General features: G+C 66.3%; 20 protein-coding genes. 9 read left to right on the top strand and 11 right to left on the bottom strand.

The genetic code is table 11. The features are described 5' to 3' along the window. Positions 1–69: 69 nt before the first annotated feature. Positions 70–825 carry an SDR family NAD(P)-dependent oxidoreductase gene (locus BLQ58_RS13230; RefSeq protein ID WP_029050750.1) on the bottom strand — a complete coding sequence of 252 codons (756 nt, stop codon included), beginning with the start codon at positions 823–825 and terminating at the stop codon, positions 70–72. Positions 826–984: 159 nt separating this feature from the next. Between BLQ58_RS13230 and BLQ58_RS13225 the strand changes: the two genes are divergently transcribed. After that, a complete protein-coding gene (locus tag BLQ58_RS13225) occupies positions 985–1905 on the top strand; it encodes a LysR family transcriptional regulator (RefSeq protein ID WP_029050751.1) in 921 nt (306 codons plus the stop codon). Between the two features lie 127 nt (positions 1906–2032). Next, a complete protein-coding gene (locus BLQ58_RS13220; protein ID WP_343654877.1) occupies positions 2033–2722 on the top strand; it encodes a hypothetical protein in 690 nt (229 codons plus the stop codon). Positions 2723–2776: 54 nt separating this feature from the next. On the opposite strand, the gene nfsB is transcribed toward BLQ58_RS13220, so the two are convergent. The 3 genes from nfsB to BLQ58_RS13205 all read right to left on the bottom strand — a co-directional run bounded on the left by nfsB (position 2777) and on the right by BLQ58_RS13205 (position 5699). After that, positions 2777–3430 (bottom strand): oxygen-insensitive NAD(P)H nitroreductase, encoded by a 654-nt coding sequence (gene nfsB / locus BLQ58_RS13215; RefSeq protein ID WP_029050753.1) that lies wholly within the window; start codon positions 3428–3430, stop codon positions 2777–2779. Between the two features lie 173 nt (positions 3431–3603). Then, positions 3604–5028: a heavy metal sensor histidine kinase gene (locus BLQ58_RS13210; RefSeq protein WP_254775927.1), complete on the bottom strand. Its 1425-nt coding sequence runs from the start codon at positions 5026–5028 to the stop codon at positions 3604–3606. Continuing rightward, positions 5025–5699 (bottom strand): heavy metal response regulator transcription factor, encoded by a 675-nt coding sequence (locus tag BLQ58_RS13205; RefSeq protein ID WP_029051470.1) that lies wholly within the window; start codon positions 5697–5699, stop codon positions 5025–5027. Before BLQ58_RS13205 ends, BLQ58_RS13210 begins: the two co-directional genes overlap by 4 nt. A 186-nt stretch (positions 5700–5885) precedes the next feature. Between BLQ58_RS13205 and BLQ58_RS13200 the strand changes: the two genes are divergently transcribed. From BLQ58_RS13200 to BLQ58_RS13190, 3 genes are read left to right on the top strand one after another with little or no spacing between them, the layout of a single operon-like run. Further along, positions 5886–9104 (top strand): efflux RND transporter permease subunit, encoded by a 3219-nt coding sequence (locus tag BLQ58_RS13200; RefSeq protein ID WP_029051471.1) that lies wholly within the window; start codon positions 5886–5888, stop codon positions 9102–9104. Then, the gene (locus BLQ58_RS13195; RefSeq protein ID WP_029051472.1) at positions 9101–10285 is read left to right on the top strand and encodes an efflux RND transporter periplasmic adaptor subunit; all 1185 of its coding nucleotides are present in this window, start codon (positions 9101–9103) and stop codon (positions 10283–10285) included. Before BLQ58_RS13200 ends, BLQ58_RS13195 begins: the two co-directional genes overlap by 4 nt. A gap of 20 nt (positions 10286–10305) precedes the next feature. After that, positions 10306–11775 carry an efflux transporter outer membrane subunit gene (locus BLQ58_RS13190; RefSeq protein WP_049815956.1) on the top strand — a complete coding sequence of 490 codons (1470 nt, stop codon included), beginning with the start codon at positions 10306–10308 and terminating at the stop codon, positions 11773–11775. 578 nt (positions 11776–12353) lie between these two features. On the opposite strand, the gene BLQ58_RS13185 is transcribed toward BLQ58_RS13190, so the two are convergent. From BLQ58_RS13185 to BLQ58_RS13170, 5 genes are all read right to left on the bottom strand, one after another. Further along, positions 12354–12743, bottom strand: a complete 390-nt coding sequence (locus BLQ58_RS13185) for a hypothetical protein (RefSeq protein WP_139186106.1) — start codon at positions 12741–12743, stop codon at positions 12354–12356. 35 nt (positions 12744–12778) lie between these two features. Then, positions 12779–13153, bottom strand: coding sequence for a hypothetical protein (locus tag BLQ58_RS28795; protein ID WP_139186105.1), 375 nt, complete (start codon positions 13151–13153; stop codon positions 12779–12781). 8 nt (positions 13154–13161) lie between these two features. Further along, positions 13162–15528: a hypothetical protein gene (locus BLQ58_RS13180; RefSeq protein ID WP_092598603.1), complete on the bottom strand. Its 2367-nt coding sequence runs from the start codon at positions 15526–15528 to the stop codon at positions 13162–13164. Positions 15529–15826: 298 nt separating this feature from the next. Further along, positions 15827–16480 (bottom strand): response regulator transcription factor, encoded by a 654-nt coding sequence (locus tag BLQ58_RS13175; protein ID WP_092598600.1) that lies wholly within the window; start codon positions 16478–16480, stop codon positions 15827–15829. Further along, complete coding sequence (locus BLQ58_RS13170) at positions 16477–16893, bottom strand: response regulator transcription factor (protein ID WP_092598597.1); 417 nt, start codon at positions 16891–16893, stop codon at positions 16477–16479. Before BLQ58_RS13170 ends, BLQ58_RS13175 begins: the two co-directional genes overlap by 4 nt. A gap of 314 nt (positions 16894–17207) precedes the next feature. Here BLQ58_RS13170 and BLQ58_RS13165 point away from each other — a divergent pair, with 314 nt between their 5' ends. The 3 genes from BLQ58_RS13165 to BLQ58_RS13155 are packed head-to-tail and all read left to right on the top strand — an operon-like array spanning position 17208 to position 19761. Continuing rightward, a complete protein-coding gene (locus tag BLQ58_RS13165) occupies positions 17208–18029 on the top strand; it encodes an alpha/beta fold hydrolase (RefSeq protein ID WP_092598594.1) in 822 nt (273 codons plus the stop codon). 29 nt (positions 18030–18058) lie between these two features. Beyond that, on the top strand, positions 18059–18268 hold the full coding sequence (locus BLQ58_RS13160) for a hypothetical protein (RefSeq protein ID WP_092598591.1): 210 nt from the start codon (positions 18059–18061) through the stop codon (positions 18266–18268). Next, a complete protein-coding gene (locus tag BLQ58_RS13155) occupies positions 18250–19761 on the top strand; it encodes an MFS transporter (RefSeq protein WP_092598588.1) in 1512 nt (503 codons plus the stop codon). Before BLQ58_RS13160 ends, BLQ58_RS13155 begins: the two co-directional genes overlap by 19 nt. Positions 19762–19783: 22 nt before the next feature. Here the strand turns inward: BLQ58_RS13155 and BLQ58_RS13150 are convergent, their stop codons facing one another. Further along, complete coding sequence (locus BLQ58_RS13150; protein WP_092598585.1) at positions 19784–20962, bottom strand: HlyD/EmrA/EmrK family protein; 1179 nt, start codon at positions 20960–20962, stop codon at positions 19784–19786. Continuing rightward, complete coding sequence (locus BLQ58_RS13145) at positions 20959–22458, bottom strand: efflux transporter outer membrane subunit (protein ID WP_092598582.1); 1500 nt, start codon at positions 22456–22458, stop codon at positions 20959–20961. Before BLQ58_RS13145 ends, BLQ58_RS13150 begins: the two co-directional genes overlap by 4 nt. Positions 22459–22723: 265 nt before the next feature. Between BLQ58_RS13145 and BLQ58_RS29135 the strand changes: the two genes are divergently transcribed. Then, positions 22724–22879, top strand: coding sequence for a hypothetical protein (locus BLQ58_RS29135; protein WP_175459900.1), 156 nt, complete (start codon positions 22724–22726; stop codon positions 22877–22879). The last annotated feature ends 85 nt before the right edge of the window (positions 22880–22964 follow it).

Raw genomic sequence — 22964 nt, 5'->3', positions numbered from 1 at the left:
TAAGCAAACAGCCACCCTCGGGTGGCTGTTTTTTTGCCCGGACGATATCGTCCAAACCATGCCGGCCGCTCAGACCTGCGCCTGTCCGCCATCGGCGGCGATTTCGGCGCCGTTGATGAAGCTCGAATCGTCGGACGCCAGGAACGTCACCACGCGGGCGATTTCCTCCGGGGCGCCCAGCCGGCCCATCGGCACCAGCGACGCCAGGTAGCCCAGCAGCCCGTCCTGCCCGGCCTTGGTGTCGCCGCCCAGTTCGGCCAGCCCCACCGTGTGCGTGGAACCGGGGCTCACCACGTTCACGCGGATGCCGCGATCCTTGAGGTCCAGCACCCAGCTGCGGGCCAGGCCGCGCACCGCCGCCTTCGAGGCGCTGTAGATGCTGAACGCCGGCGTGCCCGTCGATCCGGCGATCGAGCCGGTCAGGATGATGGAACCGCCCTTGCCCATCAGCGGCAGCGCCTTCTGCACCGTGAACACCACGGCGCGGACATTGCGATTGAACGTATCGTCGAAATGCTGCGCCGTGATCTCGCCCAGCGGCGCCATGGTGCCGCCGCCGGCATTGGCGAACAGCACGTCCAGGCGCCCATCGCCCTCGCGGATCGTGTTGACCAGCGCATCGAGGTCGGCCTCGCGGGTCACGTCGCCCTGCACGCCTACCGCGCCATGGCCGATGGCTGCCACGGCCTTGTCGAGTTCCGCCGGGCGGCGGCCGGTCACATACACCTTCGCGCCCTCGCGGGCCAGGTCCTGTGCGGCAGCCAGTCCGATGCCGCTCGTGCCGCCGGTTACCAGGGCGATCTTGCCTTCCAGTCGCTTGCTCATGATGTTTCCTTTCGTGTTGAAGAGTGGATGGCTTGACTGTAGGCATTAATGATTTGCGAATAAACACCCAGAAAATTAAATCATTATTCATCATCATGAATAATCAGGCATACTGCGTGCGGTCCCACCCTCCCTGCCGTTTTTTCGCCTTCCCTGCCCATGGATCAAATGCAAGCCCTGCGCGTGTTTGTGCGCATCGCCGAATCCGGCGGTTTCAGCAAGGCCGCCGACACGCTCAACATTCCGCGTCCCACCGTCACCAAGCTGATCCAGGATCTGGAGTCGCACCTGCGCATCAAGCTGTTCCAGCGGTCCACCCGCAAGGTGGTGGTGACCGACGAGGGGCAGGCGTACTACCGCCGCGCGGTCAAGGTGCTGGCCGATGTGGACGAAATGGACACGCTGTTTGCCGATGCCCGCGGCGCACCGCGCGGGCGCCTGCGCGTGGACGTCGGGTCGTCGCTGGCCAACCTGATCCTGCTGCCCAACCTGCCGTCCTTCCGCGCGATGTATCCCGAAATCCAGCTCGAAGTCGGCGTTGGCGACCGCCATGTCGACCTGATCGGCGACGCCGTCGATTGCGTGATCCGGGGCGGCGACCTGACCGATACGTCCCTGATCGCCCGGCATGTCGCCAGCCTCGATTGGGGCACCTACGCGGCCGCGCCGTACGTTGCCGCGCGCGGCAAGCCGGCGCACCCGGCCGCGCTGCAGACCGACCACGACGTGGTGGGCTACTTCTCGTCGCTCACGGGCCGCGTGATGCCGCTGCTGTTCGAGCGCGATGGCGAGCGCGTCGACGTGGACGTGCGCAGCCGGCACGGCGTGTTCGTCAACGAGAGCACGGCCCACCTGACGGCGCTGGTCAGCGGCCTGGGCGTGGCACAGACCTTCGGCTTCATGGCGCGGCCGCATCTGAAAACCGGCGCGCTGGTCCAACTGCTGCCCGAATGGAGCCGGCCACTGCATCCGTTGCATATCGTGTTCCACCCGTCGAGGAACCAGAGCGCCAGACTTCGTGCGTTCGTGGACTGGGTGGTGGCACTGTTCGCGCCGTACGACTGCACGGGCAGGCGCTAGGCCTGCGCCACGTGGCGGCACCGCGTTGGCCGGCGTTACACTGCCGGCCATGCCCGACGACCGCCATCCCGCTTCCCCGCCGCCTTCGCCGCCAGGCCTGACTTCCTGTTTCCGAAACGGGGACGCCATGCGCAGCCGGCGCGTGAGCGAGCGGATCTTGTCGGATACGGTGGGCATTCCGGCCCCGCCGGCGCGGCTGCTGGCGGACTGGGCGCGCGAGATTGCGTCGCAGATGACGCTGGAGCCCGGCGACGTCGAAGTCATGCCGCTGGCCCGTGCGCGGATGCGCTGGCCCGATTACGCGCGCTGCGTGCAGGCCGTGGCCGACTGGACGGCGTCACTGGGCCTGCCGGGCCTGCTGGCCCAGAGCGATATCGCGTTGATGGCCTGCCGGGGCGCCCGGTACCACCATGACGGCGACCAGTACGGCGGCGCGGCCTTCTGCAATCTGTTCCTGAGCGACGACAAGGGACAGGAAGTGCATTTTCCATCGCTGGACCTGCGCATCCCCCTGCATCGCGGCACGGTGCTGCTGTTCGATACCTGCCAGCCACATGGCGTGGTGCCGCGCGGCGCGGCGCGCTTCGATCCCGCCGATTTCCCCGCCAGCCAGGACGGGCATGACAACACGCAGCTGTTCCTGACCTGGGAACTGCCCATGGAAGATGCCCGGGTGGCCCGCGCGCTACGCGTGACGTTCGACCATGACCCGGCAGCCGCGGCGCAGGTCGAGGAAGAACAGGTGCGGCGCGATGGCCAGAGAGTCTGGGTATGCCCGGTCACCGGCCAATGGTTGCTGGCTGACCCGCAGACCTGACGTCACCGCAGGAAAGGGTAGACGAGGCCAGAGCGCCGTCCGGCCTCGCCGGCTTCAGATATGCGTGAACACCGCCTCTTTCGGCAGGCGGGATTTCGGCAGGCCGGCATTGAAGTCCTTTTCGCTGCGGCGGCCCAGCGACACCAGCACGACGCTGGTCAGGCCGCGCTCACGCAGGTTCAGCGCCGAGTCCAGCGCGCCAGCGTCGAAGCCCTCCATCGGCGTCGCGTCGATGCCAAGCATGGCGGCGCCCAGCAGCAGGCCGCCCAGCGCCAGGTAAACCTGCTTTTCCATCCATTGCGGCACATCGCGCAGCGTGTAGCGGTGCAGGTCCACATACGAGCGGCGGCTTTTGTCCTGGCCTTCGCGGGCGCCTTCCACCTTGAACCGGCCGTCGCGTTCCTCCTGCGCCAGCACGGCGCGCAGGTGGGCTTCGTCCAGGTCGGCACGCATGCACAGCGCAATCACGTGCGAGGCATCGACGATCTTCGGATGGTTGTACGAAAACGTGCCGGTGGCGGCCTTCGCGATGGTCTCGCGGCCTTCGGGCGTCGACGCCACCACGAAATGCCACGGCTGCGAGTTGACCGACGACGGGCTGTTGTGCAGCCACGCCAGCAGCATGTCCACCTGGTCCTGCGGCAGGGTCTGGCCGCCTTCGTACGCCTTGACGGTATGGCGGGACAGGACGGCGTCGGTGAAATTCATGGTGGGCTCCGGATCGAGAATTGGAAAATCGGCTATGCGTCGCATTATCGTCGCCGCAACGTTCTCGAAAAAGCAGGATAATCCGGCAGGACTTTCACTCCCGCAGTGAAAATGATCGGGCGTGCCGATGTGCCCGCCGCCTCAGCAGCGCCAGCCGGACGGGGATCACCTTCTCAGCGGCCAGGGAACACGAGCCGGAACGTCGTCAGGCCGTCGGGCACGGATTCCACCTGCACCACGCCCTGGTGCAGCTCCATGATGGTCTTCACGATGGCCAGCCCGATGCCCGACGATTCGCCGGAATTGGCGCGGGCGGGGTCGCCGCGGAAGAACCTGTCGAACAAGCGCGGCAGGTGCTCGGGCGCGATGCCGGGCCCGTGGTTGGCCACTTCGATCACCACCGTGCCGGCTTCCTGCCGGCTCCGGAGCGCAATCACCGCCGATTCGGGCGAGTGATGCACGGCGTTCGACAGCAGGTTGCCCAGCGCGCGCCGGAACAGCGTGGCATCGGCATAGAGCGTGCCTTGCGCGTCCACCTGGATGGCGATGCCATGCGCATCGGCCAGCAGCTCGAAATAGTCGGCCTGACGGGCCAGTTCGGTCTTCAGGTCGAGTTCCGCCCGGTGCATGGCCACCCGCGCATTGTCGGCGCGCGCCAGGAACAGCATGTTCTCGATCATGCGCGACAGCCGCTCGTATTCCTCGACGTTGGACGCCAGCAGCGCCTGGTATTCCTCCACCGACCGCTCGCTCGACAGTGCCACCTGGGTCTGGCCCAGCAGGTTGCCGATCGGGGTGCGGAAATCATGGGCCAGGTCGGCCGAGAACTGCGACAGGCGCTCGTAGCGTTCGCGCAGACGGTCGATCATGCGCTGCAGCGCGCTGGCCAGTTCATCCAGTTCCGCCGGCAGCCGCGACGGATCGACCGGCAGCACGCCGCTGGCAAACGTCACCGACGCCGTGCCAGCCGCAATCCGTCGCAGCGGCGCCATGCCGGCATGCAACGCCGCGTAGCCCAGCAAGCCGGCGCCCAGCGCCCCAAGGCACACGGCGATGCACAGCTTCAGCCGGTAGTCGCGCAGCAGCACCACGCGCGAGGCTGCCACCTGGTGGATCTCCGCCCGCACCGTCCGCGCGTCCGCGCCGGTGCCCACGCGCGCCTGCATCGCCAGACCCCGCGCCGGTATCGCGGCAGGCGTCTCCCATGACTGGATGGCCGCTGCCGATGGCGGCGTATCGGCGTCAATGGCGGCCATTGCCGGCATGTTGCCCGGCTGGGCGCCCGCCTGCGTCAGCAGCACGCCATCCGCCGCCAGCAGCCGCAGGCCGAATTCCTCGTTGCCCGCGACAATGCCGCGAATCTCCTGCCAGCGTCCGGCCTGGACGTCGGCGGCCGGCAGTTCGGCCAGCTTGGCGCGTGCGCGAACGGCCTTGCGCAGCAGTTCCGAATCGTCGCGCTCGATGATCTGCGTGGCCAGCGCCCGGTACAGGTACACGCCGACACCCGCGAAGGCGCAGCCGGCGATCAGCGCGAATGCCACCGCCAGGCGCGCGGTCAGCGAGCGGGGCAGCAGGCGGGTATGCCGGCGCACCGTCACGACGCGCGCAGTTCCAGCACGTAGCCGATGCCGCGCACGCTGTGGACGAGCTTGGGCGCGAAATGGTCGTCCATCTTGGCACGCAGGCGCCGGATGGCCACATCCACCACGTTCGTGTCGCTGTCGAAATTCATGTCCCAGACGTGCGATGCGATCTGCGTGCGGCTCAGCACCTCGCCGCTGCGGCGTGCCAGGAAATGCAGCAGCGCAAATTCGCGCGGCGTCAGGTCGATGCGCTGGCCCGCGCGCATCACGCGATGCCGGATCAGGTCGATTTCCAGGTCTGCCACCTCGATGCGGTCGGCCTCGCGCACCGGCCCGCGCCGCAGCAGCGTGCGCACGCGCGCCAGCAGTTCCACGAACGCGAAGGGCTTGGCCAGGTAGTCGTCGCCGCCCAGCTCCAGGCCGCGCACGCGGTCTTCCACCTCGTCGCGCGCCGTCAGGAACAGCACGGGCGTGTCCTTGCTTTCGCGCAGCCGGCGCAGCACGTCCCAGCCATTCATGCCGGGCAGCATCACGTCGAGGATGATCAGGTCGTAGTCGTCCTCCATCGCGTGGTGCAGGCCATCGGCGCCAGTGCGCGCCAGATCCACCACAAAGGACGACTCGGCCAGCCCCTTGCGCAGGTATTCGCCCGTTTTCGGTTCGTCTTCGACCACCAGGATCTTCATCGGTCCAGTCCTCAACCATCGGCGGCGCCAATCCGCCGCATTGCCAGCAGGATGGTAGCGAGCGGCGCCGCCGGTTTGGATGACAAGACTGTAATCGTTTTGACCGGAATTCACAGGGCGGGCGGTTTCTAGAATCGGCTCCATTCCTTACGATTGGCGCGCCCCCGGGGCGCCGGGAGAGAAAGCATGTGGATTGTCAGGCTCGCCCTGCGCCGCCCCTATACCTTCATCGTGCTCGCCATCCTGCTGTTGCTGGGCGGCGTGGTGGCCATCCTGCGCATGCCGACCGACATCTTCCCGTCGATCGACATCCCGGTGGTGAGCGTGGTGTGGAGCTACAACGGCCTGTCCGCCCAGGACATGGCCCAGCGCATCGTCACCGGCTACGAGCGGTCGCTGACCACCGACGTCGACAACATCGAGCACATCGAGTCGCAGTCGCTGCCGGGCGTGGCCGTGATCAAGGTCTTCTTCCACCCCGGCGCCGATATCAACCGTGCGATTTCGCAAGCGACGGCGGGCGCGCAATCGATCCTCAAGCAGATGCCGCCGGGCGCCACGCCGCCGCTGGTGCTGAGCTACAACGCGTCGACGGTGCCGATCCTGCGCCTGGCGCTGGGCAGCGACACGCTGCCCGAGCAGGAACTGTACGACCTGGGCAACAGCTTTATCCGCACGCAACTGGCCACGGTGCAGGGGGCGTCGGTGCCGCTACCCTACGGCGGCAAGGTTCGCCAGGTGATGGTGGACCTGAACGTGCCGGCGCTGCAGGCGCGCGGACTGGCGCCGCTGGACGTGGTCAACGCCATCAACGCCCAGAACCTGGTGCTGCCCGGCGGCACGGCCAAGATCGGCGCGCTGGAATACCGCGTGGACCTCAACGGCAGTACCCAGACCGTGGCGGCGCTGAACGACCTGCCGGTACGCAGCGGCCCGGACGGCACGGTCTATGTGCGCGATGTGGCGCAGGTGCACGACGGCTATGCGCCGCAGACCAACGTGGTGCGCCATGACGGCAAGCGCGCCGCGCTGCTGGAAATCGAGAAGACCGGCAGTGCGTCCACGCTGACCGTGGTGGCGCAGATCCGCGCCCTGCTGCCGCATATCCTGTCCGGCCTGCCCAAGTCGCTGCAGGTGCAGCCGCTGTCGGACCAGTCCGTGTTCGTCACCTCGGCCATCGACGGCGTGCTGCACGAAGCGCTGGTGGCCGCCTGCCTGACGGCCATGATGATCCTGCTGTTCCTGGGAAGCTGGCGCGCCACGCTGATCATCGCCATCACCATCCCGCTGTCGGTGCTGGCCGCCCTCATCGGGCTGGCCGCGCTGGGGCAGACGCTGAACATCATGACGCTGGGCGGCCTGGCGCTGGCGGTGGGCGTGCTGGTGGACGACGCCACCGTGGCCATCGAAAACATTGCCCACCACCGCGAAACGGGCAAGCCGCTGGAGCAGGCTATTCTCGACGGGTCGGGCGAGATCGCGCTGCCCACGCTGGTATCCACGATGTGCATCTGCATCGTGTTCCTGCCGATGTTCCTGCTCAGCGGCGTGGCGCGCTACCTGTTCGTGCCGCTGGCCGAGGCGGTGGTATTTGCGATGATGGCTTCGTACTTCCTGTCCCGCACCCTGATCCCCACGCTGGCGCACTACCTGCTGCGCGGCGAGCCGGATGCGCAGACAGCCGTGCCCCGTGCAACGGGGCGCCTGGCGGGCGTGGCCGGCTGGTTCGGCACGGCGCACCGCCGCTTCGAGGCCGGCTTCGAGCGGGTGCGTGGCGCCTACGGGCGCATGCTGTCCGCCGCGCTGGCCAGGCCGCGCCGGACCATGACGATCTTCGCGCTGGCCTGTGCGGGGTCGATGACGCTGGTGCCGTTCCTGGGCCAGGACTTCTTCCCGGCCGTGGATAGCGGCGAGATCCGCCTGCATATGCGCGTTCGCACGGGTACGCGTATCGAGGAAACCGCCCGCATCACCGATCAGGTCGAAGCCGACATCCGGCGCGTGGCAGGGCCGCAGCACGTGGCTGGCATCGTCGACAACATCGGCCTGCCTGTCAGCGGCATCAACCTGACCTACGACTCGTCGCTGCCGATCGGCACCGGCGATGCCGAGATCCTGGTGTCGCTGAAGCCCGACGCAGGCCGCTCCAGCGTGCTGATCGAACAGCTCGACGCCGCGCTGCAGAAGGATTTTCCGGGGGTCAGTTTCTCGTTCCTGCCGGCCGACATGGTCAGCCAGATCCTCAACTTCGGCCTGCCCGCCCCGATCGACATCCAGATCGTCGGCAAGGATCTGGCCGGCAACCGCAAGGTGGCGGACCAGTTGCTGCGCAAGCTGGCCGGCGTGCCGGGCCTGACGGACCTGCACCTGCAGCAGCCGGCCGACCAGCCCGCGCTGACCGTCGACGTGGACCGCACGCGCGCGCTGCAGGCGGGGCTGTCGCAGCGCGAAGTGGCGCAGAACCTGCTGATTGCGCTATCCGGCAGCGGCCAGACCGCGCCCAACTTCTGGCTCAACCCGAAGAATGGCGTCAGCTATCCGCTGGCCGTGTCCGTGCCCCAGTACGCGATGGATTCGCTGCAGCGCCTGTCGAATATCCCGCTGGGGCTGGGCGCCGATACCGCGCAACAAGGCGGCGCCGGGCAACTCGGCCAGTTCGGCACCATCGCGCGCGGAAGCCAGCAAGGCGTGGTGTCGCACTACAACGTGCAGCCCGTGCTGGACCTGTTCGGCGCGGTGCGCGGTCGCGACCTGGGCGCCGTGGCCAGCGATGTGCAGCGCATTGTCGACCAGGCCCGCGCGCAACTGCCGGCGGGCTCGGACATCGTCGTGCGCGGCCAGGTGCAGACCATGCACGCGTCGTTCACGGGGCTGCTCACGGGCCTGGCCGCCGCCATCGTGCTGGTGTATCTGCTGATGGTGGTGAACTTCCAGTCGTGGCTCGATCCGCTGGCTATCGTCGGCGCCCTGCCCATGGCGCTGGCGGGCATGGCGTGGATGCTGTTTGCCACCGACACGACGATCAGCGTGCCCGCGCTGACCGGCGCCATCATCTGCGTGGGCATCGCCACCGCCAACAGCATCCTGGTGATCAGCCATGCGCGCGACAGCCTGTCGGCAGGCAAGAACCCCATCGACGCCGCCTGGGACGCGGGCTTCAGCCGCTTCCGGCCAGTATCCATGACCGCGCTGGCGATGCTGTTCGGCATGGTGCCGATGGCGCTGGGCTCGGGCGGCGCCGGCGCGCAGAACGCCCCGCTGGGCCGCACCGTAATCGGTGGCCTGGCCTTCGGCACCGTGGCCACGCTGGTGCTGGTGCCTGTCTTCTTCGCCGTGCTGCATGGCTGGATGGCCCGCCGCGCACGATCCGATCACAACACGCCCCTTCAGGAGCGCCTGGCATGACCCGAACCGACCTCGATCCCAAGGCCGCCGCGCCGCGCCGCAACCCCAGGCTGGCCATGCTGGCCCTGGCTGGCGCCGCCGTGGCGCTGGCCCTGACGGCCGGCATCGTGCCGCGCTGGCAAGGCCACGCCGTATTGCAGCAGCGCGCGCAGGCCGCGCAGACGCCCATCGTCAGCGTGGTGCACCCGCGCGCCGCAGCGGCCGCGCACGACATCACCCTGCCGGCAGACGTCCGCGCCTACGAGGACGCCGCCATCCACGCGCGCGTCAACGGTTATCTGCGCCACTGGTACGCCGATATCGGCACCCCGGTCAAGGCGGGCCAGTTGCTGGCGGAAATCGATGCGCCCGAAGTGGCCGACCAGTTGCGGCAGGCGCGCGCCGACGAAGCGACCGCCGCCGCCAACTACCAGTTGGCGAGCACCACGGCCAAACGGTGGCAGGACCTGCAGGCGACGAACTCCGTCGCCCAGCAGGAAACCGACCAGAAGGTGGCCGACATGAATGCCAAGGCGGCGCTGCTGGCGGCGGCACGCTCGAATACCTCGCGGCTGGCCCAGCTTGCCAGCTACACGCAGATCCGCGCGCCGTTCGATGGCGTGATTACCGCGCGCAACGTCGATACCGGGGCACTGATCGACGCCGGCAGCGCGCCCGGTCAGGGTCGCGAACTGTTCCATATCTCGGCCGGCACGCGGCTGCGCGTCTACGCCCAGGTGCCGCAGGACGTCAGCGCGGCAATGGGGCCCGGCACGCAGGCGTGGCTGACGCTGCCGCAAGCACCGGACAAACGCTACCCTGCCACGGTGGCGCGCACGGCCGGTGCCATCGATCCCGTCACGCGCAGCCTGCGCGTGGAACTCGATGTCGATAGCCAGGACGGGCGCATCCTGCCGGGCGCCTACGCACAGGTGCATCTGGAAGTGGGCAGCGCACACGCCGGCCTCGATCTGCCGGCCAATACGCTGATGTTCCCCGCCGGCGGCCCGACCGTGGCCGTGGTCGGCCCGGACAACACACTGACGATCCGCCACGTGGCGCTGGGCCGCGACTTCGGCACCCATGTGGAAGTGCTGGACGGACTGCAAGCCAGCGACCGCGTCGTGGTGAACCCCGGCGACGGCATCGTGGCCGGCATGACAGTACGCGTGGCCGCGCCGGCAAAGGGAGATCCGGCATGACGCTCACCATGAAACCGGTCATGAAGCGCACCCTCCATCGCAACTTCCACCGCACCGTCATCGTACTGGCCTGCGCATGGCTGGCCGGCTGCGCCAGTGTGCCCTATCACGTTCCGGCGATGCCGCTGCCGGCGGCCTATCACGAAGCCCAGGACGGCGGCGCCCAGGGCGCGCAGCCGGACGACGCCATCGCGCCGGACTGGTGGCGCGCGTACAACGACGCCACGCTCGACGCCCTGCTGGCCCGCATCGACGTATCGAACCAGAGCCTGCTGAAGTCGATGGCCCTGCTGCGCGATGCCCGTGCCCAGGTAGATGCCGCCCGCGCCGATTACTTTCCGACCGTCGGCGCCACGGCCAGCGTCACGAGCACGCACCTGTCGGCCAACGTACTCGGGCACTCGCGGGCTGGAAAAACAACGCGCGATCACCTGCTGGGCCTCGGCGCCAGTTGGGAACCCGACCTGTTCGGGCGCATCGGCAACAACGTCGATGCCGCGAAAGCGAGGCTGCAGGCCAGCGCCGACGACGTAGCCGCCGTCCGCCTGAGCCTGCAGGCCGAAGCCGCGATCGATTACTTTGGTATCCGGTCGCTCGACCGCGAGGCCGCATTGCTTCAGCAGACCGTGGACGCATACGCGTCGGTGCTGCAACTGGTGACCAACCGCTACAAGGGCGGCATCGCCGCCGAAGGCGATGTCGCGCAGGCGCAGGCTCAGGTGGAAAGCACACGAGCCCAACTGGCCGACCTGCAACTGGCGCGCACCCAGTTGCTGCATGCACTGGCCACGCTGGTGGGCGAACCCGCCAGCACGTTTGCGCTGCCGGCACTCCCCGCCGACGCCGCGAACATCGCCGGCACCGCGAGCGCCGATATCGCCCTGCCCGCCACCCCGGCCGCCGTGCCCGCCACCCTGCTGCAGCGCCGCCCCGACATCGCGGCCGCCGAGCGCCGCGTCGCCGCCGCCAATGCGCAGATCGGCGTGGCCCGCGCGGCCTTCTTCCCGACGCTGATGCTGAACCTGAACGGCGGACTCGAAAGCTCGGGGCTGGCCGGCTGGCTGACCGCGCCAAGCCGCTTCTGGGCCGTGGGCCCGGCCCTGGCCGCAACGATATTCGACGGCGGCAAGCGCCAGGCCGGCGTGGACAGCGCCCGCGCCCAGTTCGACGCCAGCGCCGCCGACTATCGCGAAACGGTGCTCAAGGCCGTACAGGACGTGGAAGACAACTACGCCGCGCTACGACTGCTGGACCATGAAGCCGCCAGCCAGCAAGCCGCTGTCACCGCGTCCCGCCGCGCCCTGCAACAGGCCATCGACCGCTACCGCAAGGGCGCCGCCGCCTACCTCGACGTCAACGTCGTGCAAGCCGCCGCCCTGACCGACGCCCGCGCGCTGGAAGCCGTGCACCGGAGGCAGTTGGCGGCCAGCGTGTCGCTGTTCCGGGCGTTGGGCGGGGGGTGGGAGGGGACGGGCACTGGATTCCAGTAGAACTGGTTGTTTTTCCTTTTCTTTACGTGATTGGAAACGATCGAGCGTCCGGAGCTTCCGCCCAACCGTGTATGCTTTGAAAGCAAAATGCTTGGGAAACTGCAGGAACCGACAAGAGGATTACTACGATCAAGAAATTATTCTTCCACATCTGCGTCGATTCCTCCGTATTCAGGCGGAATCCGGTGACTCACTGCAATTACATGTGCCTCCGTCGAATTGGTTCTCACCAGATCAGTCGCATCCGTGATATTGGGAGATGCTTTGGAAAATTTCGTCGTCCGTATCGGCCAACGTACTCACGACAAGCATCATTCTATTTTTTTCCACAGCCAACCACAGGGCCCTAACTCACGCCCGAACACGCGATCATCTCTGGGCGGTCTTTGCAGCGCAAATCATACGATTCACATGGAAGCGCATGGGATGCTTTATACGGCGTCCAGCCGGTCGCGATTAGTTGTTGCCGTACTTTGGAGTATTTTTCGCCAACCCTTACCTTTGGATAATCGCGGATTTTCTCGACCGTACAGGCAGCACCCGCATTAACATGCAAGAAGCTGAGCGTTAGATTCGATCTAGGCGGGATCTGCGCATCCATAGTACTGCCCAATGCCGACGAAGAGTTCATCACCAACATCTGCAAGCGTATCAACGATGAGTATCATTCCATTTTTCTTCCATAGCCAGGCGCAGGGACCCACTCCAACACCAGAACATGCAAGCACTTCCGGACGATTCGCGCAGCATTTATCGTCGAGTTCATATGGAAGCGCATTAGGAGCGCGATACGGTGACCATCCCGCGGAAAGTAGTTTTTGGCGTACACTGGAATATCGTTCATCAATCGCGATGTGGGGCACGTCTCGAATCTTCTCAATGTCACTTTTGCGTAGATTTCCGTTTGAAACACGATCGCCAATATAGAAATGAGCTTTCTTTTCATCGGAGGTTTTTCCTAGCTTCAATATGGCGAGATCTCGTCAAAACGCCATAGCCAAATCTATTCCGATGGCGGGCACTCGTGATAAACGCCGACGCCTGTAAATCGCTCATCCTCTACTTCGTAAATCGTACCTACCACGATAAATACCTTATTTTTCTGCCACAGCCACGCGCACGGCGCCAATTGAACTCCGGAACAGGCGAGCATTTCCGGTCGATCTTTGCATCGTTCGTCTTCGGCCGCACAGGGCAGCGCTTCAGGAGCTCGATATGGCGTCCACCCCGCCGAAAGTAATTTTTCGCGGACTGATGAGTAATTTTCCTGCTGCATGAACTGAGGCAAAGTAGGTGGAGTACTATCGATGACGCAGTCGGCTCGCGCGGTTACACCGAACAGTCCGATGGTTACGAAAATGAGGAGCTTTCTTTTCATATGCGCACCTACACTTTCCAATACTCTGATATCTCTTCTAATATCTCACGTAACATTTTTGTGGACTCCGGATTGGCAAAGTTCGGCGGCTCATCGTAGTAGGATTGGTTTCCGTCAGAGACACTCTTGCCCCATCTTGTTCGACCTTTTGGCGCGGCGATGGATGCCCACTCCTGTGATGCAGCAAATTGAGCATCATCGATAGAGCCAATCCCTCGCTTTACGAATTTCGCGAGCCCTCCCTTGCCCGCCTTTTCAATAAGAAACTCGCTAAAGAGACGTTCTTGCATCGCATGGTCGAACACTTCTTCCCCGGTCAACTGTAATGCGATCTTGCCTTGGGCCAAGGTAGATTTAGTCACCTGATACTTTCCCGCCGCAAATATTCGGTTTGTATCTGTTGGATGTAATTTAGCGGCCTCGAGTATGGCGTCGATCGATTTCTTGGTTATCGTGCCTTGGGGCGGATTTACGAACGAGTGAACCACTTTGTGGTTGATAGTGCCGGTGTTGTAAGACTCATAGTTACCCTCTCCGTGCGCGATAACATCCCCGATTCTCCGAATGAAATCATGCACACGCATATCCACGAAGAAATTCCCCACCACCCCCACCGGATGCATATGAAACACCGCCGGACCGGGTAAATCAGGCAGTCTTGCCTTGACCTCCTCCCACCACACCAGTTTCTCGATACGCCGTTGCTCGGCTGCGTACTGGGCATTCGCCCCCGTCTCCTTTTCGAGTTCCGCGGTCAGCGATTTCCATTTGGATGCGTTGGCCCATTCGCTTTCGTGCCGGATAATCAGGCGCGATGCACGCAGCGACTGCCATCGGTCTTTCGCGGCCACGCATAGCTCGTCGATGGCTCGCTCGCCGTTACTGCCGGGGCAAATTGCCTGATAGACGCTTTTCATTAGCGGACTAAGTTTGTCCAGCGCTGCGGTGGCCGGCATGTCCTTGTCGCAGGCATAGTCGACGTACGCTTTTGATTTGGCGCATAGCGTATGGGCGGGGTCATGCGCACCCTCGATGGTCTGGAAATCCACCCAATCCTGCGGATACTCGCGCGTGACGCGACCGCCCGCGAAATTCTGTTCTCGTACCCAGCCGCTGATTTCGTTGCCGAGCATGTTGGCGCTGTGCACTTTCCACCAGTTCAGCTTCAGGTTGTCCGCGCCGGGGCTGGTCTCCGTGAACTTGTGTTCCTTTCGCCGGCCCAGTTCCGCTAGCGACAGCATTTGGACGACATCGGTGCGCGGAGCGTCCTTTCCCTCCTGATGGGCTGCCTTATAGAGCTTTGTTCGCCTGTCGATACGCAGCAGCGTGGCTTCGCCGGGTAACCCCAACGCCTTCCAGCGCGCGGGATGCGGCGAGTGTTCCTGGATCCAGGCTCGGCTCGTCTGAAGAAAGGTCTTGATGTCTTCGCCGCAGAAGAACTCGATATGAACCATGCGGGTGGGCGCCGAATGATTGAGCGAGTCGTACCGGCCGAGGTGGCCCAGCAACTGGCCCGCTTTGACCCTGATCGGTTTTGGAGGAACGACTATGCAGTCGAGCGCGGTGTCGGGCATGAATTCCTCGACCACCTGTCCACCATTTTCGCGCCCCAGAAATACCCAGCCGCCGACCGCAGCATCGGGCGCCACGAAGTCTCCAACACGGGGCGGAATCGGCGGGCCGCTGCGTGCGATCTTTCCCCAGTTGCCAGTGCGCTCGCTGATACTGAACTGTGTGCCCTGCGGCAGGATGCCAAGCGCCGTGCCGCCGGCCCGTGCGGACCGCACGCGCAGGCCCTTCTGCTCGGCGGGCGCAGCGCGCAGGCCGGGCCTGGGGCGTTGCCGATCCCGGGCGAACGTCGTGACCTTGAACTCCGGCGACCAATGGGCCGGGCGGGACAACGTCTTCTTGTTCTCGTAGCCAGCCAGATCCTGCAGGTGCATGTACAGGCTGTAGAAGGTCAGCCAGGTGCCGCGTGGAAACTCCATCTTGTGGCGCACCAGCGCGAACCCCGTGTTGTAGCAAGCCTGGCTGGCGGACTGCTGGCCGTTGCCGGGAAGCTCGGTAACCGGACAGGTTCGATCAAGTCTCCACGCCACGACTTCGCCGTCGGCCATCGCCAGCACGCCGCCGGTCAGGTCGAGGAACTGTCCTGCGCCTGCTTCGGTGATATGAATGCCGCCGTGCCACATGCCATGGGCGCTGACTGCAAAGGCGCCGCCCGGCTCACGTCGGAGCAGGCGGTGGAACTCGTGCTCGTCCGTAATCTCGACGCCTGGCGCGCCGTCCTTTGTGGCCTTTTTTCGCAGGGGGAAGGTGAAGCGGAGTGGCTTCAGCGGGACCAGTGGCTTATTGGGTACGGCGGTCGCTTTCATCGCCGCAGGCTCCGCACCACACTGCGCAATACTGGACAACAGACGCAAAGGCCGATCAAAGGCCCTGCCGGGCCGCGACGCACGGCCTCAAATTCGTTTGCTGACATGGGATCTCGTTGCAACGCACGTTACTGTGCGCCGCACGCTACCCGTATTCGTGTCTTCGCAAAACAGAGAAAACCATTCCATCTGGCGCATCGCAAAAGATCGCCAGCTTTCTCGAAAGATCGTGGATTACCGATGTTCGACAGGTGCGAATGCTGCTCTAACGGCAACGCCCAGCGGGCAGACCATCTGCCTACACCCCGTTCCGCGTCGAATCGATGATGCCTAGCGCTTCGGCCTTGAGCACGAAGTCGGCCAGCGAGCGGGCGCCCATTTTCTTCATGGCCTGGGCGCGGTGGATCTTGATGGTGATTTCGCTGAGCGTCAGTTCGGCGGCAATCTGCTTGTTCAGCAGGCCGCGCACCACGTAGGCCATGACCTCTTTTTCGCGGGGGGTCAGTTCTTCGTAGCGTTGGCGCAGGTCGGCGTCGCGGGTGTCCGTCTGGCGCCGGGCGGCGTCGCGGGTCAGGGCGCTTTCGACCGCGTCCAGCATGTCCTGGTCGCGGAACGGTTTGGCCAGGAAGTCCATCGCGCCGGCCTTCATGGCCTTGACCGACATGGCGATGTCGCCGTGGGCCGTCATGAAGATGATCGGGATCGGCATCTTGCTGGCCGCGAACTGTTCCTGCACCGCCAGGCCGCTCTGGCCCTTCAGCCGGACGTCGAGGATCAGGCAGCTGGGGATGTCCGGCCTGGGCGCCGCCAGGAAATCCGTGGCTGAGGCGAAGGTTTCGACCTGGTAGCCGACCGAGCGCAGCAGCATTGACACCGCGCGGCGCATGGACTCGTCGTCGTCCACCACGTAGACCACCGACACCCCTTCTCCGGACGGGATCGCTGTATTCATGGATTCACTTTCGTTCCGGGCGCGGTCTCGGGGCGCGGCGCAAGCGCGCCGGACGCCACATCTTCCAGGAATCGCTGGACGGCCGCGCCATCGACCGGTTTGCACAGACATGCCTGCGCGCCGGCACGCGAGGCTTCGCGGCGGATGGCATCGGTGCAGAACGCGGTGATGAATATTACCGGAACCTGACTGCCCTGCGCGTTCAGGGTGCGCAGCATCTCCAGCCCGCTGATCTTGGGCATCTGGACGTCGGACAGGATGCAATGCGCCTCGGCCGCCCCGCCAGCCTCCAGAAAGACCTGAGCCGATGCGTAAGTGCGCGCCTCCCAGCCCAGCGAACGGACCAGCCGGGAAGTCGCCGCGCGAATGGAATCGTCGTCGTCGATGATGGCGACAACCAGTTTCTTGGCCAAGGCCGGTACCTCACAACAATCTCATGGCGCAATGGTAGCGGCCCGCATCGGTGGCCAACACTATGCCTTCGTATAGGCGTCGGGCCGCCGCGACACGGCGCGCGGACATCCCGGAAGCCCCTGCCAGCATCCGCCTAAAGCCCGCCTAAAGCCCGCCTAAAGCCCGCTGAAAGCCCCTTGAAAGCCGGCGCCGGACGGCCTGCACACATCCGGCGCCCGGACGTGCAAATGCGAAAGCAGCGCCGATCGCGCGGAACGGTCCGACCCGCGCCGGCAGTAGCCTCAAACCTCACTCTCTCCTCAGGAAGACCGACATGAGCTACATCACCACCCAGGACGGCACCCGCATCTTCTACAAGGACTGGGGCACCGGCCGCCCCGTGGTCTTCTCGCACGGCTGGCCGCTGCATGCCGACGCCTGGGACGCCCAGATGCTGTTCCTGGCGCAGCACGGCTTTCGCGTGATTGCCCACGACCGTCGCGGCCACGGCCGCTCGGACCAGCCCGCGCACGGCAACGACATGGACACCTATGCCGACGACCTGGCCGCCGTGCTCGACGCCCTCGACATCCAGGGCGCCACGCTGGTTGGCCATTCCACCGGCGGAGGCGAAGTGGCGCACTACATCGGCCGGCATGGCTCGAAGCGCGTGGCCGGGGCGGTGCTGATCGGCGCCGTGCCGCCGATCATGCTCAAGACCGAGGCCAATCCCGGCGGCCTGCCGATGGAAGTCTTCGACGGCATCCGCCAGGGCGTGGCCGACAACCGCTCGCAGTTCTACAAGGACCTGGCGCTGCCGTTCTTCGGCTTCAACCGTCCGGGCGCCAAGGTGGCGCAGGGCACCATCGACAACTTCTGGCAGCAGGGCATGGCCGGCGGCGTGCTGGGCCAATACCTGTGCGTGAAGGAGTTCTCCGAGGTGGACTACACCGAAGACCTGAAGAAGATCGACGTGCCCACGCTGATCCTGCATGGCGACGACGACCAGATCGTGCCGATCGACGATGCCGGCCGCCTGTCGGCCAGGATCGTCAAGGGCGCGACCCTCAAGGTCTACGCCGGCGCACCGCACGGCATGTGCGTCACGCGTGCCGACGAGGTCAACGCCGACCTGCTGGCCTTCCTGAACCGCTGATTCATCAACGCCCCAACCGGAGAACCGCCATGCGTCCGATTCTGGTTCGATCCATCCTGGCCGCCACCTGCCTGCTGGGGGCCGTGGCCGCCCACGCCACCGATCCGGCCACCAGCCCGTTTGCCGCCGACCGCTACGACTACAGCGTGCTGCCGGCCGCCAAGGCCGTGACCAAGGCCGCGGCCCCGGCCCCGGCCCGGTGCCACGACGGCAAGGCGGCATGCCATCCGTCGCGTTAGGCGCCCTGCCGCGCGTCACGCGCGGCGGTGTGCTGCTGATGGGGCTGGCACTGGGGTGCGCCACGGGGGTCGACTTCGTGGCCACCTCGATGCTGGCCACCGGCGCGGTGCAGATCCACGCCGGCGTCTACGCCACGCCCGACGACTTCCTCTGGTGCTTTACGTCCTATGCTGCGGCCGCCATCGTCGCCAACCTGATGCTGCGGCGCATCGCGGACCTGATCAGCTACCGTGGCTTCACGATGCTGGGCCTGCTGGTGGCCATCGGCGGCGCGCTGCTTTGCGCGGTATCGAATAACATCGTGCAGCTCTCGCTGGCGCTGGCCGTGCAGGGCCTTGGTGCGGGCGGCCTGTTCGCTGCCGCGCGCACGCTGATCCAGATGATCGCCGCCCCGCAGGAGCGCCCGCGCCTGCTGTGGCCGTTCGTGCTGGGCGCCATCGGCATGCTGGCCGCGGCGCCGTGGATCACCGCCACGCTGATCCTCGATGCCAGCTGGCGCCTGATCTTCGTGGTGCAGGCCATCGGCGCCGCCGCAACGCTGTTGCTGGTGTCGGTCACCTATCCGCACCGCGTCACCCCGCCCCGTCCGCCTGACATCGACGCCCTGGCCGCGATGGACTGGTACACCGTGCTGCTGCTGGGTCTGGGGGCACTGGTGCTGGTGCATGGCCTGGCCGATCTGCGGCTCTATACGGCAGCCAGCACCCCCATCGTGCTTGTCCGCCCGCTGGCGGGTGCCGCCCTGATGACGCTGGCCTTCGTGCGGCTGCACCGGCATCCCGACCCGTGGCTCAATACGCACCGGCTGGGCGGCAAGCGCTATCTGACCGGCCTGGGCTTCTACGCCATCTACTCGTTCGTGGCGGGGCTGTGGAACTACCTGATCCCGATCGTGCTGCAGCTGGGCCTGGGCTTCTCGTTCGAGACCACCGGCATCGTAACGACGCTGACCGCCGCGGCGGGCGTCGTGGCAGCCATCGTGTTCGTGCTGTATGGCGCGCGCCTGCCCGGTTCGCGACGCTGGCTGGCACTGGGCTATGTCATGCTGGCGGGCGCGGCGTGGATGCTGGCCACGCGCCTGATGACGGACCTGTCGCTGGGCCGCGTGGTACCGGCGCTGCTGCTGCAGAGTATGGCGCTGCCGTTCAGCCTGATCGTCGTGGCCAAGCTGACGTTCCTGGACACACCGCTCGACGATTTCTCGCACACCTACCAGTTCAAGAACATCGTGCGCCAGGTTGCCTCGGCGGCCGGCACGGGAACCGCCGCCCAGTGCCTGCAGTACGGCGAGGCGCTGGCGCGCACGCACCTGGTGGCACGCGTCGACCCGTTCGGCATCGCACCGCTGCCGCATGGCGCCGCACTGATCGGTCTGTCGCAGCAAATCGACCAGCAGGCGGTGTTGCTGGCCGGCGCCAACCTGCTGGCCATCGTGGCGCCCGGCTGCCTGCTGGTGGCCGGCTTTGCGCTGTGGCAGCGGTGGCTGCGGTGAGTTCCCGCTGACGTTTGCGGTCTCAACGCTCGTTGGCCGCGATGATCTTCGCGATGTTCGCGTCGGCGTCGCGCCCCACCGTTGCGTAGACGTCCGTCGACAGCGGCGTCACGGCCGGCAGCGTGTTGAGGCTGGCGCCGTCGTGCTGGTGCACATCCACGGTCACCTGCATCGACAGGCCGATGCGCAGCGGATGCGCGGCCAGCTGCGCGGCATCGAGCGTGATCCGCACCGGCAGACGCTGCACCACCTTGATCCAGTTGCCAGTGGCGTTCTGCGCGGGAAGCACCGAGAACGCAGCGCCCGTGCCGGCCGAAAAGCCCGCCACCTTGCCGTCGTAGCGCACCTGGGCGCCGTAGAAGTCGGCCACCAGCGACACCGGCTGGCCCACGCGCATGTCCTTCATCTGGTTTTCCTTGAAGTTGGCGTCCACCCAGACCTGGTCCAGCGGCACCACGCCCATCAGCGGCACACCGGGCGCCACGCGCTGGCCCACCTGCACCGCGCGGCGCGCCACGAAGCCGGTGACTGGCGCCGGCAGTGTCGAACGCGCGTGCGTCAGATAGGCGGCGCGATAGCTGGCGACGGCGCGCGCCACGTCGGGATGCTGCGCGATGCTGGTGTTGTGCGTCAGGGCCAGGTTCGATGCCAGCTGTTCCTGCGCGGCACGCAACGCCGCCTCCGCTTCCTTGAGCGTGGACCGGGCGTGGTCGACGTCCTCTTTCGATACGGCGCCGGTCCCGTCGACCGACATCCGCCTGCGTAGATCGTCACGGGCGTTCTCCACGTTGGCCTGGCGCTGGGCGATGTTCGCCTGCAGCGTGCCGTTGTTGACATAGAGCGTGCGCACCTGGCGCACCGTTTCGGCCAGTTGCGCGGCCGCCTGCTGCAGCGCCATCTCGCTGTCGGTGGGATCCAGCCCCACCAGCGGCTGGCCCATCGTCACGCGCTGGGTGTCATCGGCGGCGATCGATACGACCGTGCCAGGCACCAGCGACGTCACCTGCACCACGTTGCCGGACACATAGGCGTCATCGGTGGACGCGAAGTGCCGGCCGATGGTCCACCAGTACGCGCCGGCGCCGATGCCCGTCACGGCGACCAGGGCGGCCACGGTGATCAGGCGGCGGCGCGGTACGGGACGCATTTCGGCCGACGGTGCGGGCGCGGCGGGAGCAGCGGGCGGGGCGGATGTGTTCATGGTGAGGTGCTCGTGGGATTAGGTGACGCGGCGGCCTGGGCTGCGGCATGTTCCGGCAACTGCCCGACGTAGCCGCCGCCCAGCGTCCAGACCAGCTGGAACTGGAGATCGAGTTGCTGCCCTTGCAGCTGGGCCACCTGGCGTTGCTGCGCCAGGACGCTGTCCTGCGCCGTCAGCACGGCCAGCTGGTTGGCCAGGCCGGCCTGCCAGCGACCGGAAGCCAGCGCATAGGCACGCTCGGCCAGCGCCTGGGCCCGCTGCCGCTGCGCAGTTTCGGCGGCCACGGCTTGCAGGCTGCCGACGGCATCGGCCGTCTCGCGCAGTGCATCGGTCAGCGTCTGGTTGTAGTCGGCCACGGCTGCGTCGTAGTCGGCGTAGCGCGCGTGCAGGTTGGCCCGCAGGCGGCCGCCTTCGAACACCGGCAGCCGCAGCGAAGGGCCAAAGGCAAAGGCCCGGCTCGCGCCGAGCAGGAAATCGGACGGCGTGATCGTGGTCAGGCCGGCCATGGCGGACAGCGTGACGTCGGGCAGGAATTCCGCACGCGCCACGTCGATGTCTTTCGAGGCAGCCTCCACGCGCCAACGCGCGGCCACGAGGTCCGGGCGGCGCGACAGCAGCCCGATGCGCGCGTCGTCGGGCAGGCCGGCCATCGGATGACCACCCGAGCCGTTCAGCAGCACCGGCCGGGTGATCGCCAGTCCGCGGTCAGGGCCCTTGCCCAGCAGCGCGGCAATCTGGTGGCGCGTCAGGGCGATGGTGTCGTCGACATGCGTCAGATCCGCCTCGGCGCCGGCCAGGTCGGCGTCCTGCAGCGTGATGCCCACCTGGGTATCGAGGCCAGCCACCAGCCGGGCCTTGCCCAGCGCGGACAGTTCGCGGCGCTGGGCAATCGTTTGCTTGGTGATGTCGCGCAGCACGTACAGCGTGGCCAGCCGCGCGTAGACGCGTGCCACGCCCGTGGTCAGCAGCAACTGGGCAGCCTGGCCTTCGGCTTCGGCCTCGCGCACGCCGGACATCGCGGCCTGCAGCGCGCTGCGGTGCCGGCCCCAGAAGTCCAGGTCATACGTCAGGCCGCTGGACAGCTGCACTTGGTTGATCCAGCGGCCCGACAGCGGCGTGGCGCCAAGCAGGTCGGTCTCGGAAATGCGCTGGCGCGACACACCGCCGCGGATATCGATGTCGGGATACAGGCCGCTGCGCGCGCCCTCGGCCACGGCACGGGCTGCCTCCACGCGCGCCTGCGCAGCCTGCAGCGTCGGGCTGCCGGCAACCGCCTCGCGGGCCAGTGCGCCAAGCTGGGGGTCGCCAAAGCGGTCGATCCAGTCCTGCGACGGCCACTGGCCATGCTGGGCCGGCAGGCTTTGCGCAATGTCGGTAACCACCGCCGGCGTCTGCGTGGGGCGGCTGTGGTCGAACGCGGCGCAGCCCGTCAGCGCCAGGGTAGTCAGCACGGCGGCAGCCACGGGCAAGCGCCGCCATCCGGTCGCGGCATGCATCACAGCCTCACTCCGATGGTTGATGTCGGGAATGATGGCCGCTGGCGCGCACGGCCGTGGTTGCGAACGCCAAGTTATTTCGGGATGGCACTACCGGGTGGCGGGACCGCCTCTATCCGCATGGTTTCGCCCCTTTCCGGTGCATTGCGTTGGGCCGGCCTATACCTTCGTTTAACACCGCACCACCTACACGGCAATTGTGGGCATCCGTACCCGGCTCCTAGCATTCCAGTCAACCACCGACTGCTTCCACGGGAGCCGCACCATGACACATCAGAAGCTCTGGATGCCGATCATCGCCATCACCCTCGCCTTCGCTACGGTCGGCGTGGCTGGCGCCGTGGTTTACGGCATGTGGCAACAGGCCATCGAGCCCGTTCACGCCGCAGCGCACGCCGTGCTGTCGCACCACCACCTGTGAGCGCCGCCATGTCCGACCAGGAAAGCCTGCTGCTGATGTACGGCTGGATCGTCCTCGCCGTGCTGAACCTGATTTTGATTGCCGT

This window comes from Ralstonia sp. 25mfcol4.1 (assembly GCF_900104095.1).
GTDB lineage: Bacteria > Pseudomonadota > Gammaproteobacteria > Burkholderiales > Burkholderiaceae > Cupriavidus.
The sequence above is the reverse complement of the archived record's forward strand: the minus strand, read 5'-3'. Positions and strand labels throughout refer to the sequence as shown.